Here is a 14,597-nt window from a genome sequence, read left to right as displayed (position 1 = left end):
TGTTGCCACGCTCCGCTCGCATCGCGACCCGAGTGTGCCTTGGTGGAGGAAATGTACGTGAGTTCCGAGTCCAGATCGTCCTCCCGACCCGAGGCCGGGCGTTATCGCCAGGTGTCGATTGGTCACCCTGCCGTCGAAGTCCGGGAAGAGCGTGGCATCTTGCACATGCGTTCCCTGGAACCCCTGGCCCCCTTGCCGGCGCGTTTGCTCGAGCGCCTGGTGCACTGGGCCGAGGTGCGCCCACAGCAGACATTTATCGCGGCCCGTGAAGCGGGTGGCGACTGGCGTCGAGTCAGCTATGCGCAGATGCTCGACAGCGTCCGGGCCATCGCCCAAAGCCTGCTGAGTTACGGATTGTCGGCGGAAAAACCCCTGGCGTTGCTCTCCGGCAACGACATCGAGCACCTGCAAATGGCCCTCGGCGCGATGTACGCCGGCATTCCCTATTGCCCGGTTTCACCGGCCTATTCATTGCTGTCCCAGGATTTCGCCAAGCTGCGCCACGTCTGCGATCTGTTGCAGCCGGGTCTGGTGTTTGTCAGCGAAGCCGCACCTTTCGAACGGGCGATCAATGCCGTATTGCCGGCGGACGTCCCCTTGATCACCGTGCGTGGCGAGATGGCGGGCCGGCCTGGGGCCCGTTTCGCCAGCCTGCTGGCCCAACCTGGTGGTATCGAAGCCGAGCAGGCGTTCGCCGCCACCGGGCCGCACAGCATTGCCAAGTTCCTGTTTACCTCGGGCTCCACCAAGCTGCCCAAGGCGGTGATCACCACCCAACGCATGCTTTGCGCCAATCAGCAGATGCTGCTGCAGACCTTTCCAGTATTCGGCGAGACGCCGCCGGTGCTGGTGGACTGGCTGCCGTGGAACCACACATTCGGTGGCAGCCACAACCTCGGCATCGTGCTGTACAACGGCGGCACGTTCTACCTGGACGACGGTAAACCCACCGCCCAAGGCTTCGCCGAGACCCTGCGCAACCTCAAGGAAATCTCGCCGACGGCCTACCTGACCGTGCCCAAGGGCTGGGAGGAATTGGTCAGCGCCCTGGAGCAGGACGGTGAATTGCGCGAGCGTTTCTTCAAGCGTATCAGCCTGTTCTTCTTTGCCGCGGCGGGCCTGTCGCAAACGACCTGGGACCGGCTCGACAAGGTCGCCGAGCAGCATTGCGGCGAACGTATCCGCATGATGGCCGGCCTGGGCATGACCGAGGCGTCGCCGTCCTGCACCTTCACCACCGGGCCCTTGTCCATGGCCGGCTACATTGGCCTACCGGCGCCTGGTTGCGAAGTCCGGCTGGTGCCGGTGGACGGCAAGTTCGAAGGGCGCTTTCGCGGGCCGCACATCATGCCTGGCTACTGGCGCTCGCCGCAGCAGACCGCTGACGTGTTCGACGAGGACGGTTTTTATTGTTCCGGGGATGCGATCAAGCTGGCCGATGCCAGCAATCCGCAACTGGGGCTGATGTTCGATGGACGGATCGCCGAGGATTTCAAATTGTCCTCCGGGGTATTCGTCAGCGTCGGCCCGTTGCGCAACCGAGCGGTGCTGGAAGGCACGCCCTATGTCCAGGACCTGGTGATCACCGCGCCGGATCGCGAGTGCCTGGGCGCACTGGTGTTTCCACGCCTTGCGGAATGCCGACGCCTGTCAGGCCTGGGGGCTGCGGCCAGCGATGCCCAGGTCCTTGGCAGCCCGCCGGTACGCCGATGGTTCGCCGAGTGGCTGCAACGCCTGAACCGCGAGGCCAGTGGCAACGCCAGTCGAGTGGAGTGGATTGCCTTGCTCGATGAGCCGGCCTCCATCGACCGCGGTGAAATCACCGACAAGGGCTCGATCAACCAGCGGGCGGTGTTGCAGTGGCGGGCAGGGAAGGTGGAGGCGTTGTATCGCGGGGAGGATGCGTCGATCCTGCGGGCCGGTGCGGTGGGCTAAACACAAAACTATGTGGGAGCGGGCTTGCTCGCGAAGGCGGTGTGTCAGTAAACATTATCTTTAACTGACACACCGCCTTCGCGAGCAAGCCCGCTCCCACAGTGGCTCTGTGGTGTAGGCAATATTTGTGTGCGCCACCGGTCCCTGAGGGAGCCGGGCTTGCCCGCACACAGGTGGTGATGTTTAACGCCGCCCCAACAGCAAGCCCACCACCAGCCCGAACCCAGCGGAAATCGCCACGGTCTGCCAGGGGTGGCCGCCAATGTAGACCTCGGTGGCATCGACCATCGGACGGGTGCGCTCCCGGGCGCTGGCGACCGAATCGAGGGCCTGTTGCAGTTTCTGGGAGACCTGGCCGCGCAGGTTTTCGGCTTCTTCGCCCACCAGCGAGGCACTGCTTTTGAGCAGCTTCTCCGATTCTTCAATCAATGCCTTCAGTTCGCTGAAGGCTTGATCCTTGATTTGCTCTCCGTTCGTTTGCACGGTGCCTTTACGGGCCATGGAAATGCTCCTTGTGGATGATGGCATTGAACAATGGAGTGTTGCGCTTGCACAAAAGTTGCAGCGCGCGGCCCTGGCAGGGCATTCCATCGCAAATCGTGGTTAAGACGTTTCCCTGCAAGGTGTAAGATGGCGCCTATTTACGCAACAGGTAATTCCCATGAGCTTCAATCTGGCTGACAAGCCCCTGGCCGAGCGCGCCGCGCTGGAAGACGAAAAATCCCGACTCTTTGAACTGTGGCAAAACAATTTGGGCAAGGCCAAGGGCGATGCCGCCCGCCTGTTCGGCGAGCGCTCCAAGCGCAAGGGCAAGTGGGCCGAGTGGGTGCGTGCTGAGCTGGACGGCATGTCGCCGCCGGAGTACGCCAATATGGTGCGCAGTGAAGTCAATCGCCTGATGGCCGCCAACAAGTAAGCCTCAGGCGAACGTCGCGGTAATGGCCTCGCGCACCGTGATCACCGCTGGGTCCATTTGCGTGTGGGTTCGCCAGCCCAGTTCGATGGGGTAGCGGGGCAAGGCCAGGGGGCAGGGCAGCAAGGCCAGGCCGCTGAGGTCGGCGATGGCCCGGGCGGCGTGGGTCGGAATCGTCGCCACGGCCTGGCTGCCCTTGAGCAGGAACGGCAACCCGGCAAAATGCGTGGTCGAGGCACAGACCCGCCGACTCAGGCCAAGCCCGGCCAGCCCTTCGTCGGTGATGCCGATGAAGCCCCCCGAAGACACCAGCAGATGTTCACGGGCCACGAACGCCTCCAGGCTGAGGGTTCGTTGGCCTTGGGCCAGGCTCGCCGCGTCCAGGAGGCAGGCGTAGTCGCCTTCGCCCAACACCTGGCGGCTGAGCAACCGTTGGGCGAAACCGCCCGCCGTGATCGCCAGGTCAAAGTCGCGCTCCATCAAGGCCCGGCCGACGATCTGGCTGTGGGTCTGGCGGAAAATCAAGCGCAGGCCCGGCGCGCGGCGGGCCACTTCCTCGATCAGGCGGCGTCCATGGGCAATCTCGAAATCGTCCGATAGGCCGACGATGACCGAACGACCGTCATAATGACTGGCGTCCGGGTCGATCATCGCCAGGCTCTGGCGACATTTGTCCAGGGCTTCGCTGATCACCGGTTTCAATTGATTGGCCCGCAACGTCGGCGCCAACCCCCGTCCCGTACGCACGAACAACTGATCGCCATACACATCGCGAAGCCTGCGCAATGCGGCGCTGATGGCCGATTGCGTCACGCCCAGGCGCACGGCGGCGCGGCTGGCGCTGGATTCGTCATGCAGGGCTTCGAAGGTCTTGAGCAGGTTGAGGTCGATGTCGGCGATATTCATGAGGTTCATATCATTTAGCAGCATTCGGGGCTTTATTCATGATCGGCCGCTGCTTGAGAATCAGCAACACCTGATGATCAAGGAGTTGAAAAACCATGCCCAAATCCATTGTGGCTGCCCTGCAGATCGGTTCTTTGCCGGGTGGCAAGGGCGAGACCCTGGCGCAGATCCTTTCCTACGAAGACGCCATTCGCCAAGCCGGTGCACGCCTGGTAGTCATGCCTGAAGCGCTGTTGGGTGGCTATCCCAAGGGCGAGGGGTTCGGGACGCAACTGGGTTACCGATTGCCGGAGGGGCGCGAGGCGTTTGCCCGCTACTTTGCCAACGCCATCGACGTGCCCGGCGTGGAAACCGAAGCGCTGGCCGGGCTGTCGGCGCGCACCGGGGCGAGCCTGGTGCTGGGCGTCATCGAGCGCGTCGGTAGCACCCTGTACTGCACCGCACTGTATTTCGAACCCGATGCAGGCCTCGTGGCCCGGCACCGCAAGTTGATGCCCACCGGCACCGAGCGACTGATCTGGGGCAAGGGCGATGGTTCGACCTTGCCGGTGATCGACAGCCAGGTCGGCCGGGTCGGCGCCGCGGTGTGCTGGGAGAACATGATGCCGCTGCTGCGCACCGCGATGTACGCCAAGGGCGTGGAAGTCTGGTGTGCGCCAACGGTTGACGAGCGGGAGATGTGGCAGGTGACCATGCGCCATATTGCTCACGAAGGGCGCTGTTTTGTGGTCAGTGCCTGTCAGGTCCAGGCGTCGCCGCAGTCCCTGGGCATTGACGTCGCGCACTGGCCGGCCGAACGGCCGCTGATCGCCGGTGGCAGTGTGATAGTCGGGCCCATGGGGGATGTGCTCGCCGGGCCGCTGAAAGACACCGCAGGGTTATTGACCGCCGAAATCGACACCGATGATCTGGTGCGGGCGCGCTATGACTATGATGTGGTCGGACACTACGCCAGGCCGGACGTGTTCGAACTGGTGGTGGACGAACGCGCCAAGCCCGGCGTGCGCTTCACAGGGTGATTCACCACGTCGCCGCGGAACCCGGCAGCTCGAGGTTCCCGCGGTCGACGAAGCGCATCGTGCCGAACACGCCGCCGGCGAGCTTGCCCTTGAGTACATAGGGCAGGTTGTCCAGGCTTTGGGTCTGGCTCAGGCCCAGGGTCTGGCGCAGCACGGAAAACGCCGAAATGCTCACCGGCACACTCAGGATCGCTTCGGAAAAGCGCGGGATCGAACCGGCCTGGTCACTGACCCCGGTCGCCAGCGTACGACCATTGACCTCCAGGTCCAAGGCCATGCCGTTGTAGTCGATGGCGGTTTCGTTGGGGTTTTGCACACGCAGTTTCACCGCGAACCGCACTTCCAAGCCCTGGTTGGGCAATGGCTCGATGCCCACCACGTTGATGTTCAACGGGTCACGGTGCGGGAAGAGGGCGCAGGCGCTCAAGCTGAGCGTGATCAGGAATACGGAAAGGCCGAGGATTCTGCGCATGGATAGACTCTCAGTGAATGAAAAAACTCGGAAGCGATTGAGCACGATACCCTGGCGAGAGCGCTTTTGTGGCGAGGGAGCTTGCTCCCGCTCGGTTGCGCAGCAACCGCAACAGCTTGGGCCGCTGCGCAGCCCAGCGGGAGCAAGCTCCCTCGCCACAAAAGCTCACACACCACAAAGACTCATTCCACAGATTCATACCACACTGACTCATCCGTCAAAGGGCTCCTGACAGTTTCTGACACCAGCCTCTGCTAATCTGCGTCATCTTTTCTTTGCGGACAGTCCATCGTGTCGCGTACCACTCGGCTGCTCACTTTGTTGCAAGTCCTGCGGGGCAAGCGTTGCCCCGTCACCGCCGCGACATTGGCGAGGGAACTGAACGTCTCCGAGCGCACCTTGTACCGCGACATTGCCGAACTCACGGCCCTTGGCGCGCCGATCCAGGGCGAGGCGGGCATAGGTTATGTATTGCGCAGCGGCCTGTTCCTGCCGCCACTGATGTTCACCGCCGATGAAATCGAGGCCATTGTGCTGGGCTTGCGCTACGTGGATCAGCGTGCCGACGAAGTATTGGGCAAGGCGGCCGCCGACGCGTTGGCAAAGGTCGCCGCGGTGCTGGCCCCGGATGTGCGGGACGCGTTGCGCAACCCCACAGTGCTGCCTGGCCCGCCGGGTTATGGCTATCCGCAGAACACCGTGGAACTGAATGTCTACCGCCAGGCCATTCGCGCCCAGGCCAAGCTGCACATCGACTACGCCGACGTGAACAAGACCCCGAGCCAACGGCTGATCTGGCCGCTGGCCCTGGGCTTTTTCAATGAGGCGCGGGTAGTGGTGGCCTGGTGCGAATTGCGCGGCGCCTATCGGACCTTTCGCACCGACCGGATTGCCTCGGCCACCGAGCAGGGCGAGCGCTATCCAGGCCGGCGCAGCGATTTGCTGCGGGACTGGTTTGCGTTGATGAAGCTGGACGAAACCGGGCGTTTCACTCCTGACAAAAACTGACACAGCGTTGTTCTAGCATGGTGCCAGATCGATAAAACAAGGAGCCATGCCATGTCCAACCCCGTCTCTTCCCTGGCCCCGGCCATCGCCGGCTACATCGCGGCTGCCAATGCCCGTGACAGTTCGGCGGTGACGCGTTTCTTCGCCGAGGACGCCAATGTGTTCGATGAAGGCCAGCACCGTGTCGGCACCCAGGCCATCGCCCAATGGATGGAAGACACCGCCCAGCGCTTCCAGCCGCGAGTCGAGGTTCTCGATGTGCAGCAACGCACAGGCAAGGTGCTGGTGCACAACCTGATCTCCGGCACATTCCCCGGCAGCCCGTTGGAGCTGCGCTATACCTTCCGGCTCGATGAGCAGGGCAAGATCAGTCGGTTGGATATTTCAATCTAGCGTCCTGCCCCCTGAAATGATTGCTGTTGTGCCAGGAGGTGAACGCTGTTGTGGCGAGGGAGCTTGCTCCCGCTGGGCTGCGCAGCGGCCCCAAGTTTTTGCGGTTGCTGCGCAACCGAGCGGGAGCAAGCTCCCTCGCCACAGGGGTTCGCGTTGAGTCCACAAGCAGGTGAATGACTCATCACCCCATGCTGTCATGGCATACTCCCCACCTTCGTTTTTCGGACCCGGGCCGTATGACTTTCGACTCCCCCCTGAGTGCTTGGCAGCACGCCATCGAACACCGCGGTTTCGTCCAGGATGAGGCCCAGGAATTGGCCATCATGGCACTGGAGCAATGCCACCAGGCGTTGCACGAAGGGCGCAAGTCGATCCAGGGCGTTTATCTCTGGGGGCCGGTGGGGCGTGGCAAGACCTGGCTGATGGACCGCTTTTATGAAAGCCTCAAGGTGCCGGCACGCCGTCAGCACTTCCATCATTTCATGGCGTGGGTGCACCAGCGTTCGTTCCAGCTCACCGGCACGCCGGACCCTTTGCAAGCGCTGGCCAGGGAGTTGAGCGCGGAAGTACGGGTGCTGTGTTTTGACGAGCTGTTCGTCAACGACATTGGTGACGCGATCATCCTCGGGCGTTTGTTCCAGGTGATGTTCGAGCTGGGCATGGTGATGGTGAGTACCTCCAACCTGCCGCCGCAAGAGCTTTATGCCAACGGCCACAACCGCGAGCGCTTCCTGCCGACCATCACCGCGATCAAGCAGCACATGCAGATCGTGCCGGTGAACGGCTGGCAAGACCATCGCCAACACCCAGGCCAATTGCAGCAGCGTTACTGGTTGCGCGATCCAGGGCAACCCGACCCGCTGGGCGATGTCTTCGACCTGTTGACCGCCGGGCAGGTGTCGAGCCGAGCGCCGATTGAAGTGGGCCATCGTCTGCTGGAACCGGTCCAGGCCAGCGATGCCGTGCTGTGGAGCCGTTACGCCGACTTGTGCGAGCAACCGTTTTCAGCGTTGGATTTCATGGCGCTGTGCGACCGCTTCAATGTCATCCTGCTCAGTGACGTGCCCTGTCTGAGCGCTGAACAGCGCGAAGGGCGTATTGCTCGTGGCACCGAGGACGGCGTCGAACGGGTCGTGGCCGGTGATCGTGAGTTGCCGCAGTTGTCGGTCCACGACGACGGCGTGCGGCGATTCATCGCCCTGGTCGATGAATGTTATGACCGCAAGGTGCCGCTGTGTCTTTCGGCCGCGGTGCCGATGGATGAGTTGTACACCGAGGGCTATCTGCAATTCCCGTTTCGCCGTACGCTCAGTCGCCTCCAGGAAATGCAAATGCAACGTTTTGGTCAGTACGCCTGACCTGTATCCCGCCGACGGCATTGTGCCGCGGTACTACTGAAGTGAGATGGAAGGTCATGGAAGAAGCCAAGGACATCCTTGTTCTGCAAGCCAGCTACACCAACCCGGTCCACGCCGAAGCGATCTGTCATGTGCTCAACGGTTATGCGCAGGATCCGATGGGTGGGGGGCATCCGTTGCCGGCCGAGGTACTGCTGCACTTGCCGGAGGAACTGGCCAAGCGGCCCCATGCCTTCAGCGTGCTGGCGTTCGTCAATGGAGAACCGGCGGGGCTGGTCAATTGCTTCGAAGGTTTTTCAACCTTTGCCTGCCGGCCTCTGGTGAATATCCACGACGTGGCGGTCATGCCGGAATTTCGCGGCCTCGGGTTGAGCCAGAAGATGCTGCAGAAGGTCGAGGACATTGCCCGTCAGCGCGGTTGCTGCAAGATCACCCTGGAAGTGCTTGAAGGCAATGCCGTCGCCCAGGGCAGCTACGCCAAGTTCGGCTTTGCCGCCGGCATGTTCGACCCGGCCCACGGCATTATGCAGTTCTGGATCAAGCCCCTGTAAAAGCGGGCTTCTGGTGGGGTGCGATTATTTTTGCACCACTTCAGCCAAGGGCGCCTTGGGCTGCATCAGGCTGAAGTCGATCAGAGCCCTGCGCGGGGCTTCATATGGATTGCCGATCAGCAGCGGACGGGCCTTGAAGTCATCGCTGACCAGACTCTTGCTGCGGTCAAGTTCATCGAAGCTCAGGCCGGCCAGGTCTGCCCAGGTGTGAATCAGGTGCGAGCTGCTGTAGGGCCGTGACAGATCGCCGGCAAAGTTCCAGTCATGGTTTTCGCGCCACTTGGGCGAAGCCCAGGCCATGAAGGGAATGGTATACATCGGCGCTGTCGGCTTGGCTTCGTTACGGCCCAGCGTGCCGTGACCCTGCGAATCGAACACGTCTTCACCATGGTCCGAGAGGTACAGCAGGAAACCGTTGGGGTCGGTCCTGGCGTAATCCTTGATCAGGCTGGAGACGACGAAGTCGTTGTACAACACCGCGTTATCGTAGCTGTTGTAGGTCGGGACCTGATCATCACGCAGGCTCGCCGGTACGCCCTGGCGATCAGTGAACTTGTTGAACGTCGGCGGATACCGGTATTGATAACTCATGTGGGTGCCGAGCAAGTGCACCACGATCAGCTTGCGCGGGGCGCTGTCGGCCAGGGCCTTGTTGAACGGCTCGATCACGTCGCCATCGTACTGCGCGGAGTTCTGGTTGCGGTTGTTGTTCAGGTACACCTGTTCATCGGCCTGTTGGGAAAAGGTCGTGAGCATGGTGTTGCGCTTGGTCATTGTCTGCTGATTGGTGATCCAGAAAGTCTTGTAGCCGGCCTGCTTCATCATGCTCACCAGCGAAGGCGTGCTGAGGTACAGGTCCGGGTTCTGTTCGTCGGCGAAGGTCAGCACCTGTTGCAGCGCTTCGATGGTATAGGGGCGCGGGGTGATGACATTATCGAACACCGACAGCTGGTCCTTGAGCTTATCCAGCTCCGGTGTGGTTTCCCGCGGGTAACCGTAGAGGCTCATGCGCTGGCGGTTGGTGGATTCCCCGATCACCAGCACCAGGGTGGCCGGCTGTTCTGCCATGCCGTCCTTGAGGTTGCTCAGGGGAGGGATCTTGCTGGCGCTGTGGAGCATGCCTTGCATGTTCTCCAACTGCTCACCATAGCGACGGTAGGCCACCAGCATCTGCCAGGGCACCGCCGGCTCGATCCGGTTTTCGAACTTCTCCAGGCCACGGGCGAAGCTGCCGGTGCGCAGGGTCTGCTTGACCAGCGGATAACCGACCACGGCGAGCACGATGACGGTTGCGACAACGACGGCCTGGCCCCGGGGCAGGTACACCGGGCGCAGGCGGGTCCAGAGCCAATAGCCCACGGCGGTATGGGCCAGGAACGCCGCCACCATCCACCAGGCAAAATACTGGGTCATGTACTCGCCGGCTTCAGACACGTTCGATTCGAACATGATGAAGATGACGCTTTGGGAAAATTCTTGTTGGTAAATGAAGAAGTAGCCCAGGCTGGCCATGGAGCAAGCCCACAGCACCACGCCGATCAATGCCGCCAGTAAGCGCGTACGGGCAGGGAAAAGCAGCAGGGGCGCCAGCCACACCGCACTCATCACGAACGCTTGGCGAAAGCCGGCGAAACCCGAGGTGTCACTGAGCAGAATGAGTAGTTGGGTGATACCCGAGAAGTACCAGAAGAACAGAAACAGCCAGCCGAATCCGGCCCAGTCGAAACCTTTCGCAGTCGTTTTGCTGCGTTTGAACAAGCTCATCAAGCGCTCCAGCCTCTGTCGACGAAGCTGCTGGCACCGGACTGGTGGCCGCAGGCATACGCCGAGCAATCTTAAAGGCGGGGAGTATTACGAGCCGGTTGTGAAAACTTTGTTAGTTTTTCGGTTACAAAACGCAGGTGGGAGTGAATCAGGCAATCAAGACAGGCGAGAGGCGCCCCATCCTGTGGCGAGGGAGCTTGCTCCCGCTGGGTCGCGTAGCGACCCCAAAGGTTCGGCGGTTGCTGCACAACCGAGCGGGAGCATGCTCCCCCGCCACAGCTAGCGCCGTTATATAGAGGGTGTATGGGTGACACCGGCTTGGGGCTGGTGCCACTTTCCCGACGTTATGCCTCTGTGGCGATTACCGAGCCAGGGACTGGCTCTGGTGGGACAGCTGTGCGTGTTGCAGCTGCATGCGCAGTTGCGTCACTTCATCAAGCAGTAGATCGCGTTCTTCCTTGAGTAGGCGCAATTCATCGCGACGAATGGTCACATAAAGGGTTTGGGGAGGACGTGCGGTAACGACTGGGCCCATTGCTCACCTCGCAAATGGCGTACATCAACTAGAGAGATGTCGCCAGTTTTTTTGGTCGACACCTCTTTATCGGCGCCGATTCTGAATACTTTTGCTCGTGAATGGAACTTTTTTATTTTTCATGGTCGCCGTGTCTTCGGCCGGTTTTTGAACGTTATCCTTTGTGATCGGGCGATTTACCCGGAAACTATGCAGCAATGCTCTGGACTAACCTCCACAAGTCCCCTTGAGCTAAACCTTTGACACACCTTTATTTGTAGTAGGGAGCATCAGCACATGCAACTCGGGATCATTGGACTGGGCCGCATGGGCGGCAATATTGCGCGGCGCCTGATGCTCAATGGGCACACCACCGTCGTCTATGACCGCAATACCGCTTTTGTCGAAAACCTGAGCCAGGAAGGCGCAACGGGCGTCGCGGACCTGCCGGCACTGGTCGCCGGCCTGGACAAGCCACGAGCGGTCTGGGTCATGCTGCCGGCCGGCGCACCCACCGAAGACACCATCAACGTCCTCAGCGAGCTGCTCGAGCCGGGCGACGTGATCATTGATGGTGGCAACACGTACTACAAGGACGACATCCGTCGCGCCCAGGCCCTGTCGGTAAAAGGCCTGAGCTACATCGATGTCGGTACTTCCGGCGGTGTCTGGGGCCTGGAGCGCGGCTACTGCATGATGATTGGCGGTGAGGCCGAGGTGGTGAAGCGCCTGGACCCGCTGTTCGACAGCCTGGCACCGGGCATGGGCGACATTCCGCGCACCCGTGACCGCACATCCGACGATGACCGCGCCGAACGCGGCTACATCCACGCAGGCCCGGCCGGTGCAGGGCATTTCGTGAAGATGATCCACAATGGCATCGAGTACGGCATGATGCAGGCCTTCGCCGAAGGCTTCGACATCCTCAAGACCAAATCCAGCGAAAGCCTGCCACCGGAGCAGCGTTTTGACCTGAACGTGGCCGATATCGCCGAAGTCTGGCGCCGTGGCAGCGTGGTCTCGTCCTGGCTGCTGGACTTGACCGCCGACGCCTTGGCCAGCGATCCGAAACTGGAGGGTTTTTCCGGTGAAGTCGCCGACAGCGGTGAAGGGCGGTGGACCATCGAGGCCGCCATCGAGCAAGCGGTGCCGGTGCCGGTCCTGTCCAGTTCGCTGTTCGCCCGTTTCCGCTCGCGCCAGCAAAGCACCTACGGCGACAAAATGCTCTCGGCGATGCGCTTCGGCTTTGGCGGCCACGTGGAGACGCCGAAAAAATGACCTCGATCGCCAGCAAATCCAAGGCAGAACCCGCGCCGCCGACCACGTTGTTTTTGTTCGGCGCCCATGGTGATCTGGTCAAGCGCCTGCTGATGCCGGCGCTCTACCACCTCAGTCGCGACGGTCTGCTGGGCGATGGGCTGCGCATCATCGGGGTTGACCACAACGCCATCAGCGATGTGGATTTTGCCAAGAAACTCGAGGATTTCATCCGCAACGAAGCGGCGAGCAAGGGCGGTGATGCCGCCCGCGCGCTCGACCCGGTGCTGTGGGCCAAGTTGGCCCAGGGCATCAGCTACGTCCAGGGTGATTTCCTCGATGACGGTACCTACCAGGCGCTGGCGGCAAAAATCGCCGCCAGCGGTACCGGCAACGCGGTCTTCTACCTGGCGACCGCGCCGCGCTTTTTCAGTGAAGTGGTCAGCCGCCTCGGTGCGGCCGGGCTGCTTCAGGAGCAGGAGGGGGCTTTCCGGCGGGTGGTGATCGAAAAACCCTTCGGTTCCGACTTGCAAACGGCCGAAGCGCTGAACGCCTGCCTGCTCAAGGTCATGAGCGAGAAACAGATCTATCGCATCGACCATTACCTGGGCAAGGAGACGGTGCAGAACATTCTGGTCAGCCGCTTTTCCAACAGCCTGTTCGAGGCGTTCTGGAACAATCACTACATTGACCACGTACAAATCACCGCCGCCGAAACCGTCGGCGTGGAAACCCGTGGCAGTTTTTATGAACACACCGGCGCCCTGCGGGACATGGTGCCGAACCATCTTTTCCAATTGCTGGCGATGGTGGCCATGGAGCCGCCAGCGGCGTTTGGTGCTGACGCGGTACGTGGGGAAAAGGCCAAGGTCGTCGGGGCGATCCGGCCCTGGTCGGTGGAACAGGCCCGCGCCAACTCGATCCGCGGCCAGTACACCGCTGGTGAAATCGGCGGCAAGGCTGTGACCGGTTATCGCCAGGAAGCCAACGTCGCTGCCGACAGCAACACCGAGACCTACGTCGCCCTCAAGGTCATGATCGATAACTGGCGCTGGGTGGGCGTGCCGTTTTACCTGCGCACCGGCAAGCGCATGAGCGTGCGGGACACGGAGATCGTCATCTGCTTCAAGCCGGCGCCTTACGCGCAGTTTCGCGACACCGAAGTCGACGAACTGCAACCGACGTACTTGAGAATCCAGATTCAGCCCAATGAAGGCATGTGGTTCGACCTGCTGGCCAAGCGGCCGGGGCCGGCCCTCGACATGGCCAATATCGAATTGGGCTTTGCCTACAAGGATTTCTTCGAAATGCAGCCATCCACGGGTTATGAGACCCTGATCTACGATTGCCTGACTGGCGACCAGACCCTGTTCCAGCGCGCCGACAACATCGAGAACGGCTGGCGCGCCGTGCAGCCGTTCCTCGATGCCTGGCAGCAGGACGCGACGGTCCAGCCCTACAAGGCCGGGGAAGATGGCCCGGCGGCCGCCGATGATTTGCTGACCCGCGACAGTCGCGTCTGGCATGGCCTCGGATGAGTGATCTGGTGAAGCATCCCATCCGATTTTTACTCAGCGACATGGACGGCACGCTGCTGCTGCCTGATCACAGTCTCAACCAGCGCACCATTGAAGCGGTTCGCTCGTTGCGTGAGGCCGGTGTGCTGTTCAGCCTCGCCACCGGGCGACCGCCGCGGGCCATGTTGCAGCAGATCGAGGCCCTGGGCGTCGACCTGCCTACGGCGGCGTTCAATGGCGGCACGCTGGTTCATCCCGACGGCAGCTTCCTTGCGGTTCATTACCTGCCGCCCGAGGCTGCGCTGGCCACGCTGGCGCTGTACGCCGATCAGCCGGGCATCGAAGTCTGGGTCTTCGCCGATGGTGATTGGCTGGTGCGCGACGCCAACGGCCCGATGGTGCCGGTGGAGACCCGGGGCCTGGGCTATCCGCCGGTAGAGGTCGAAAGTTTCGAGCCGTATCTGGAGCGGATCGACAAGATCGTCGCCACCAGCGCCAACACCGACCTGCTGGTGGAACTGGAGGCTCGGCTGCACCCGCTGCTCAAGGGCCAGGCCGAGGTGTCGCGTTCGCAACCGATCTACCTGGACGTGACGGCGATGAAGGCAAATAAAGGTGAGGCGTTGTCGACGCTGGCCGAGTTCCTGGGTGTGCCGCTGGAGCAGACCGCCGCCATGGGCGACGGTGGCAATGACCCGGCGATGTTTCACCGGGCGGGATTGTCGATTGCCATGGGGCAGGCGGAAGAGGCGATCAGGCGCCAGGCCGATGTCGTGACCGCCGCCGTGACCGAAGACGGCGCGGCCTTGGCGATCGAGCGCTACATCCTGCCGCGATAGACCGCCCAGGCCTTTGGGTAGAAGGGGAATTTATTCCCACTGTGGGAGCAAAGCTTGCTCGCGAAACAGGCGCCTCGGTTCTTGAGAGACCGCATCGCCTTCATCGCGGGCAAGCCTTGCTCCCACAGGGGCTCACCACAGGTTTTCCTTC

The 14,597-nt window shown here is 61.8% G+C and carries 15 protein-coding genes; 10 read left to right on the top strand and 5 right to left on the bottom strand.

Features of this window, described 5'->3' with window-relative positions:
• Nucleotides 1–57: 57 nt before the first annotated feature.
• Nucleotides 58–1,935, top strand: coding sequence for a feruloyl-CoA synthase (locus J3P88_RS17870; RefSeq protein WP_434570671.1), 1,878 nt, complete (start codon nucleotides 58–60; stop codon nucleotides 1,933–1,935).
• Nucleotides 1,936–2,118: 183 nt separating this feature from the next.
• On the opposite strand, the gene J3P88_RS17865 is transcribed toward J3P88_RS17870, so the two are convergent.
• Complete coding sequence (locus tag J3P88_RS17865; RefSeq protein WP_186707644.1) at nucleotides 2,119–2,436, bottom strand: DUF883 family protein; 318 nt, start codon at nucleotides 2,434–2,436, stop codon at nucleotides 2,119–2,121.
• A gap of 160 nt (nucleotides 2,437–2,596) precedes the next feature.
• Here J3P88_RS17865 and J3P88_RS17860 point away from each other — a divergent pair, with 160 nt between their 5' ends.
• Entirely contained in the window at nucleotides 2,597–2,851 is a 255-nt protein-coding gene (locus J3P88_RS17860) for a hypothetical protein (RefSeq protein WP_003181187.1), read from the top strand.
• A 3-nt stretch (nucleotides 2,852–2,854) separates the two neighbouring features.
• On the opposite strand, the gene J3P88_RS17855 is transcribed toward J3P88_RS17860, so the two are convergent.
• A complete protein-coding gene (locus J3P88_RS17855) occupies nucleotides 2,855–3,763 on the bottom strand; it encodes a LysR substrate-binding domain-containing protein (protein WP_434576527.1) in 909 nt (302 codons plus the stop codon).
• A gap of 86 nt (nucleotides 3,764–3,849) precedes the next feature.
• Here J3P88_RS17855 and J3P88_RS17850 point away from each other — a divergent pair, with 86 nt between their 5' ends.
• Nucleotides 3,850–4,773 (top strand): carbon-nitrogen hydrolase family protein, encoded by a 924-nt coding sequence (locus tag J3P88_RS17850; RefSeq protein WP_434570668.1) that lies wholly within the window; start codon nucleotides 3,850–3,852, stop codon nucleotides 4,771–4,773.
• A gap of 1 nt (nucleotide 4,774) precedes the next feature.
• On the opposite strand, the gene J3P88_RS17845 is transcribed toward J3P88_RS17850, so the two are convergent.
• On the bottom strand, nucleotides 4,775–5,245 hold the full coding sequence (locus J3P88_RS17845) for an LEA type 2 family protein (protein ID WP_434570666.1): 471 nt from the start codon (nucleotides 5,243–5,245) through the stop codon (nucleotides 4,775–4,777).
• Between the two features lie 291 nt (nucleotides 5,246–5,536).
• Here J3P88_RS17845 and J3P88_RS17840 point away from each other — a divergent pair, with 291 nt between their 5' ends.
• The 4 genes from J3P88_RS17840 (at nucleotide 5,537) to J3P88_RS17825 (ending at nucleotide 8,555) form a co-directional block, all read left to right on the top strand.
• The gene (locus J3P88_RS17840) at nucleotides 5,537–6,253 is read left to right on the top strand and encodes a helix-turn-helix transcriptional regulator (protein ID WP_434570664.1); all 717 of its coding nucleotides are present in this window, start codon (nucleotides 5,537–5,539) and stop codon (nucleotides 6,251–6,253) included.
• A gap of 51 nt (nucleotides 6,254–6,304) precedes the next feature.
• On the top strand, nucleotides 6,305–6,646 hold the full coding sequence (locus J3P88_RS17835) for a nuclear transport factor 2 family protein (RefSeq protein ID WP_186707647.1): 342 nt from the start codon (nucleotides 6,305–6,307) through the stop codon (nucleotides 6,644–6,646).
• 236 nt (nucleotides 6,647–6,882) lie between these two features.
• On the top strand, nucleotides 6,883–8,004 hold the full coding sequence (gene zapE / locus J3P88_RS17830; protein ID WP_434570662.1) for a cell division protein ZapE: 1,122 nt from the start codon (nucleotides 6,883–6,885) through the stop codon (nucleotides 8,002–8,004).
• Between the two features lie 56 nt (nucleotides 8,005–8,060).
• Complete coding sequence (locus tag J3P88_RS17825; protein WP_186707649.1) at nucleotides 8,061–8,555, top strand: GNAT family N-acetyltransferase; 495 nt, start codon at nucleotides 8,061–8,063, stop codon at nucleotides 8,553–8,555.
• Nucleotides 8,556–8,579: 24 nt separating this feature from the next.
• Here J3P88_RS17825 and J3P88_RS17820 read toward each other — a convergent pair whose 3' ends face one another.
• Nucleotides 8,580–10,319 carry a phosphoethanolamine transferase CptA gene (locus J3P88_RS17820; protein ID WP_434570659.1) on the bottom strand — a complete coding sequence of 580 codons (1,740 nt, stop codon included), beginning with the start codon at nucleotides 10,317–10,319 and terminating at the stop codon, nucleotides 8,580–8,582.
• A 361-nt stretch (nucleotides 10,320–10,680) separates the two neighbouring features.
• Complete coding sequence (locus J3P88_RS17815) at nucleotides 10,681–10,854, bottom strand: DUF6026 family protein (RefSeq protein WP_013693491.1); 174 nt, start codon at nucleotides 10,852–10,854, stop codon at nucleotides 10,681–10,683.
• A gap of 276 nt (nucleotides 10,855–11,130) precedes the next feature.
• Here J3P88_RS17815 and gnd point away from each other — a divergent pair, with 276 nt between their 5' ends.
• The 3 genes from gnd to J3P88_RS17800 are packed head-to-tail and all read left to right on the top strand — an operon-like array spanning nucleotide 11,131 to nucleotide 14,446.
• Complete coding sequence (gene gnd / locus J3P88_RS17810; RefSeq protein WP_434570657.1) at nucleotides 11,131–12,111, top strand: phosphogluconate dehydrogenase (NAD(+)-dependent, decarboxylating); 981 nt, start codon at nucleotides 11,131–11,133, stop codon at nucleotides 12,109–12,111.
• The gene (zwf, locus tag J3P88_RS17805; protein ID WP_186707652.1) at nucleotides 12,108–13,628 is read left to right on the top strand and encodes a glucose-6-phosphate dehydrogenase; all 1,521 of its coding nucleotides are present in this window, start codon (nucleotides 12,108–12,110) and stop codon (nucleotides 13,626–13,628) included. Before gnd ends, zwf begins: the two co-directional genes overlap by 4 nt.
• Entirely contained in the window at nucleotides 13,625–14,446 is an 822-nt protein-coding gene (locus J3P88_RS17800) for an HAD family hydrolase (protein ID WP_434570655.1), read from the top strand. Before zwf ends, J3P88_RS17800 begins: the two co-directional genes overlap by 4 nt.
• Nucleotides 14,447–14,597: the final 151 nt, after the last annotated feature.

Source organism: Pseudomonas sp. Z3-6, from assembly GCF_051131985.1.
GTDB classification, from domain to species: domain Bacteria; phylum Pseudomonadota; class Gammaproteobacteria; order Pseudomonadales; family Pseudomonadaceae; genus Aquipseudomonas; species Aquipseudomonas zanjanensis.
This window is presented reverse-complemented; position numbering and strand designations above follow the sequence as displayed.

Coding starts and splice junctions, on each gene's coding strand:
- J3P88_RS17865 (WP_186707644.1), bottom strand. CDS start 2,436: ATGGCCCGTAAAGGCACCGTGCAAACGAACGGAGAGCAAATCAAGGAT.
- J3P88_RS17860 (WP_003181187.1), top strand. CDS start 2,597: ATGAGCTTCAATCTGGCTGACAAGCCCCTGGCCGAGCGCGCCGCGCTG.
- J3P88_RS17855 (WP_434576527.1), bottom strand. CDS start 3,763: ATGAACCTCATGAATATCGCCGACATCGACCTCAACCTGCTCAAGACC.
- J3P88_RS17850 (WP_434570668.1), top strand. CDS start 3,850: ATGCCCAAATCCATTGTGGCTGCCCTGCAGATCGGTTCTTTGCCGGGT.
- J3P88_RS17845 (WP_434570666.1), bottom strand. CDS start 5,245: ATGCGCAGAATCCTCGGCCTTTCCGTATTCCTGATCACGCTCAGCTTG.
- J3P88_RS17835 (WP_186707647.1), top strand. CDS start 6,305: ATGTCCAACCCCGTCTCTTCCCTGGCCCCGGCCATCGCCGGCTACATC.
- zapE (WP_434570662.1), top strand. CDS start 6,883: ATGACTTTCGACTCCCCCCTGAGTGCTTGGCAGCACGCCATCGAACAC.
- J3P88_RS17825 (WP_186707649.1), top strand. CDS start 8,061: ATGGAAGAAGCCAAGGACATCCTTGTTCTGCAAGCCAGCTACACCAAC.
- J3P88_RS17820 (WP_434570659.1), bottom strand. CDS start 10,319: ATGAGCTTGTTCAAACGCAGCAAAACGACTGCGAAAGGTTTCGACTGG.
- J3P88_RS17815 (WP_013693491.1), bottom strand. CDS start 10,854: ATGGGCCCAGTCGTTACCGCACGTCCTCCCCAAACCCTTTATGTGACC.
- gnd (WP_434570657.1), top strand. CDS start 11,131: ATGCAACTCGGGATCATTGGACTGGGCCGCATGGGCGGCAATATTGCG.
- zwf (WP_186707652.1), top strand. CDS start 12,108: ATGACCTCGATCGCCAGCAAATCCAAGGCAGAACCCGCGCCGCCGACC.
- J3P88_RS17800 (WP_434570655.1), top strand. CDS start 13,625: ATGAGTGATCTGGTGAAGCATCCCATCCGATTTTTACTCAGCGACATG.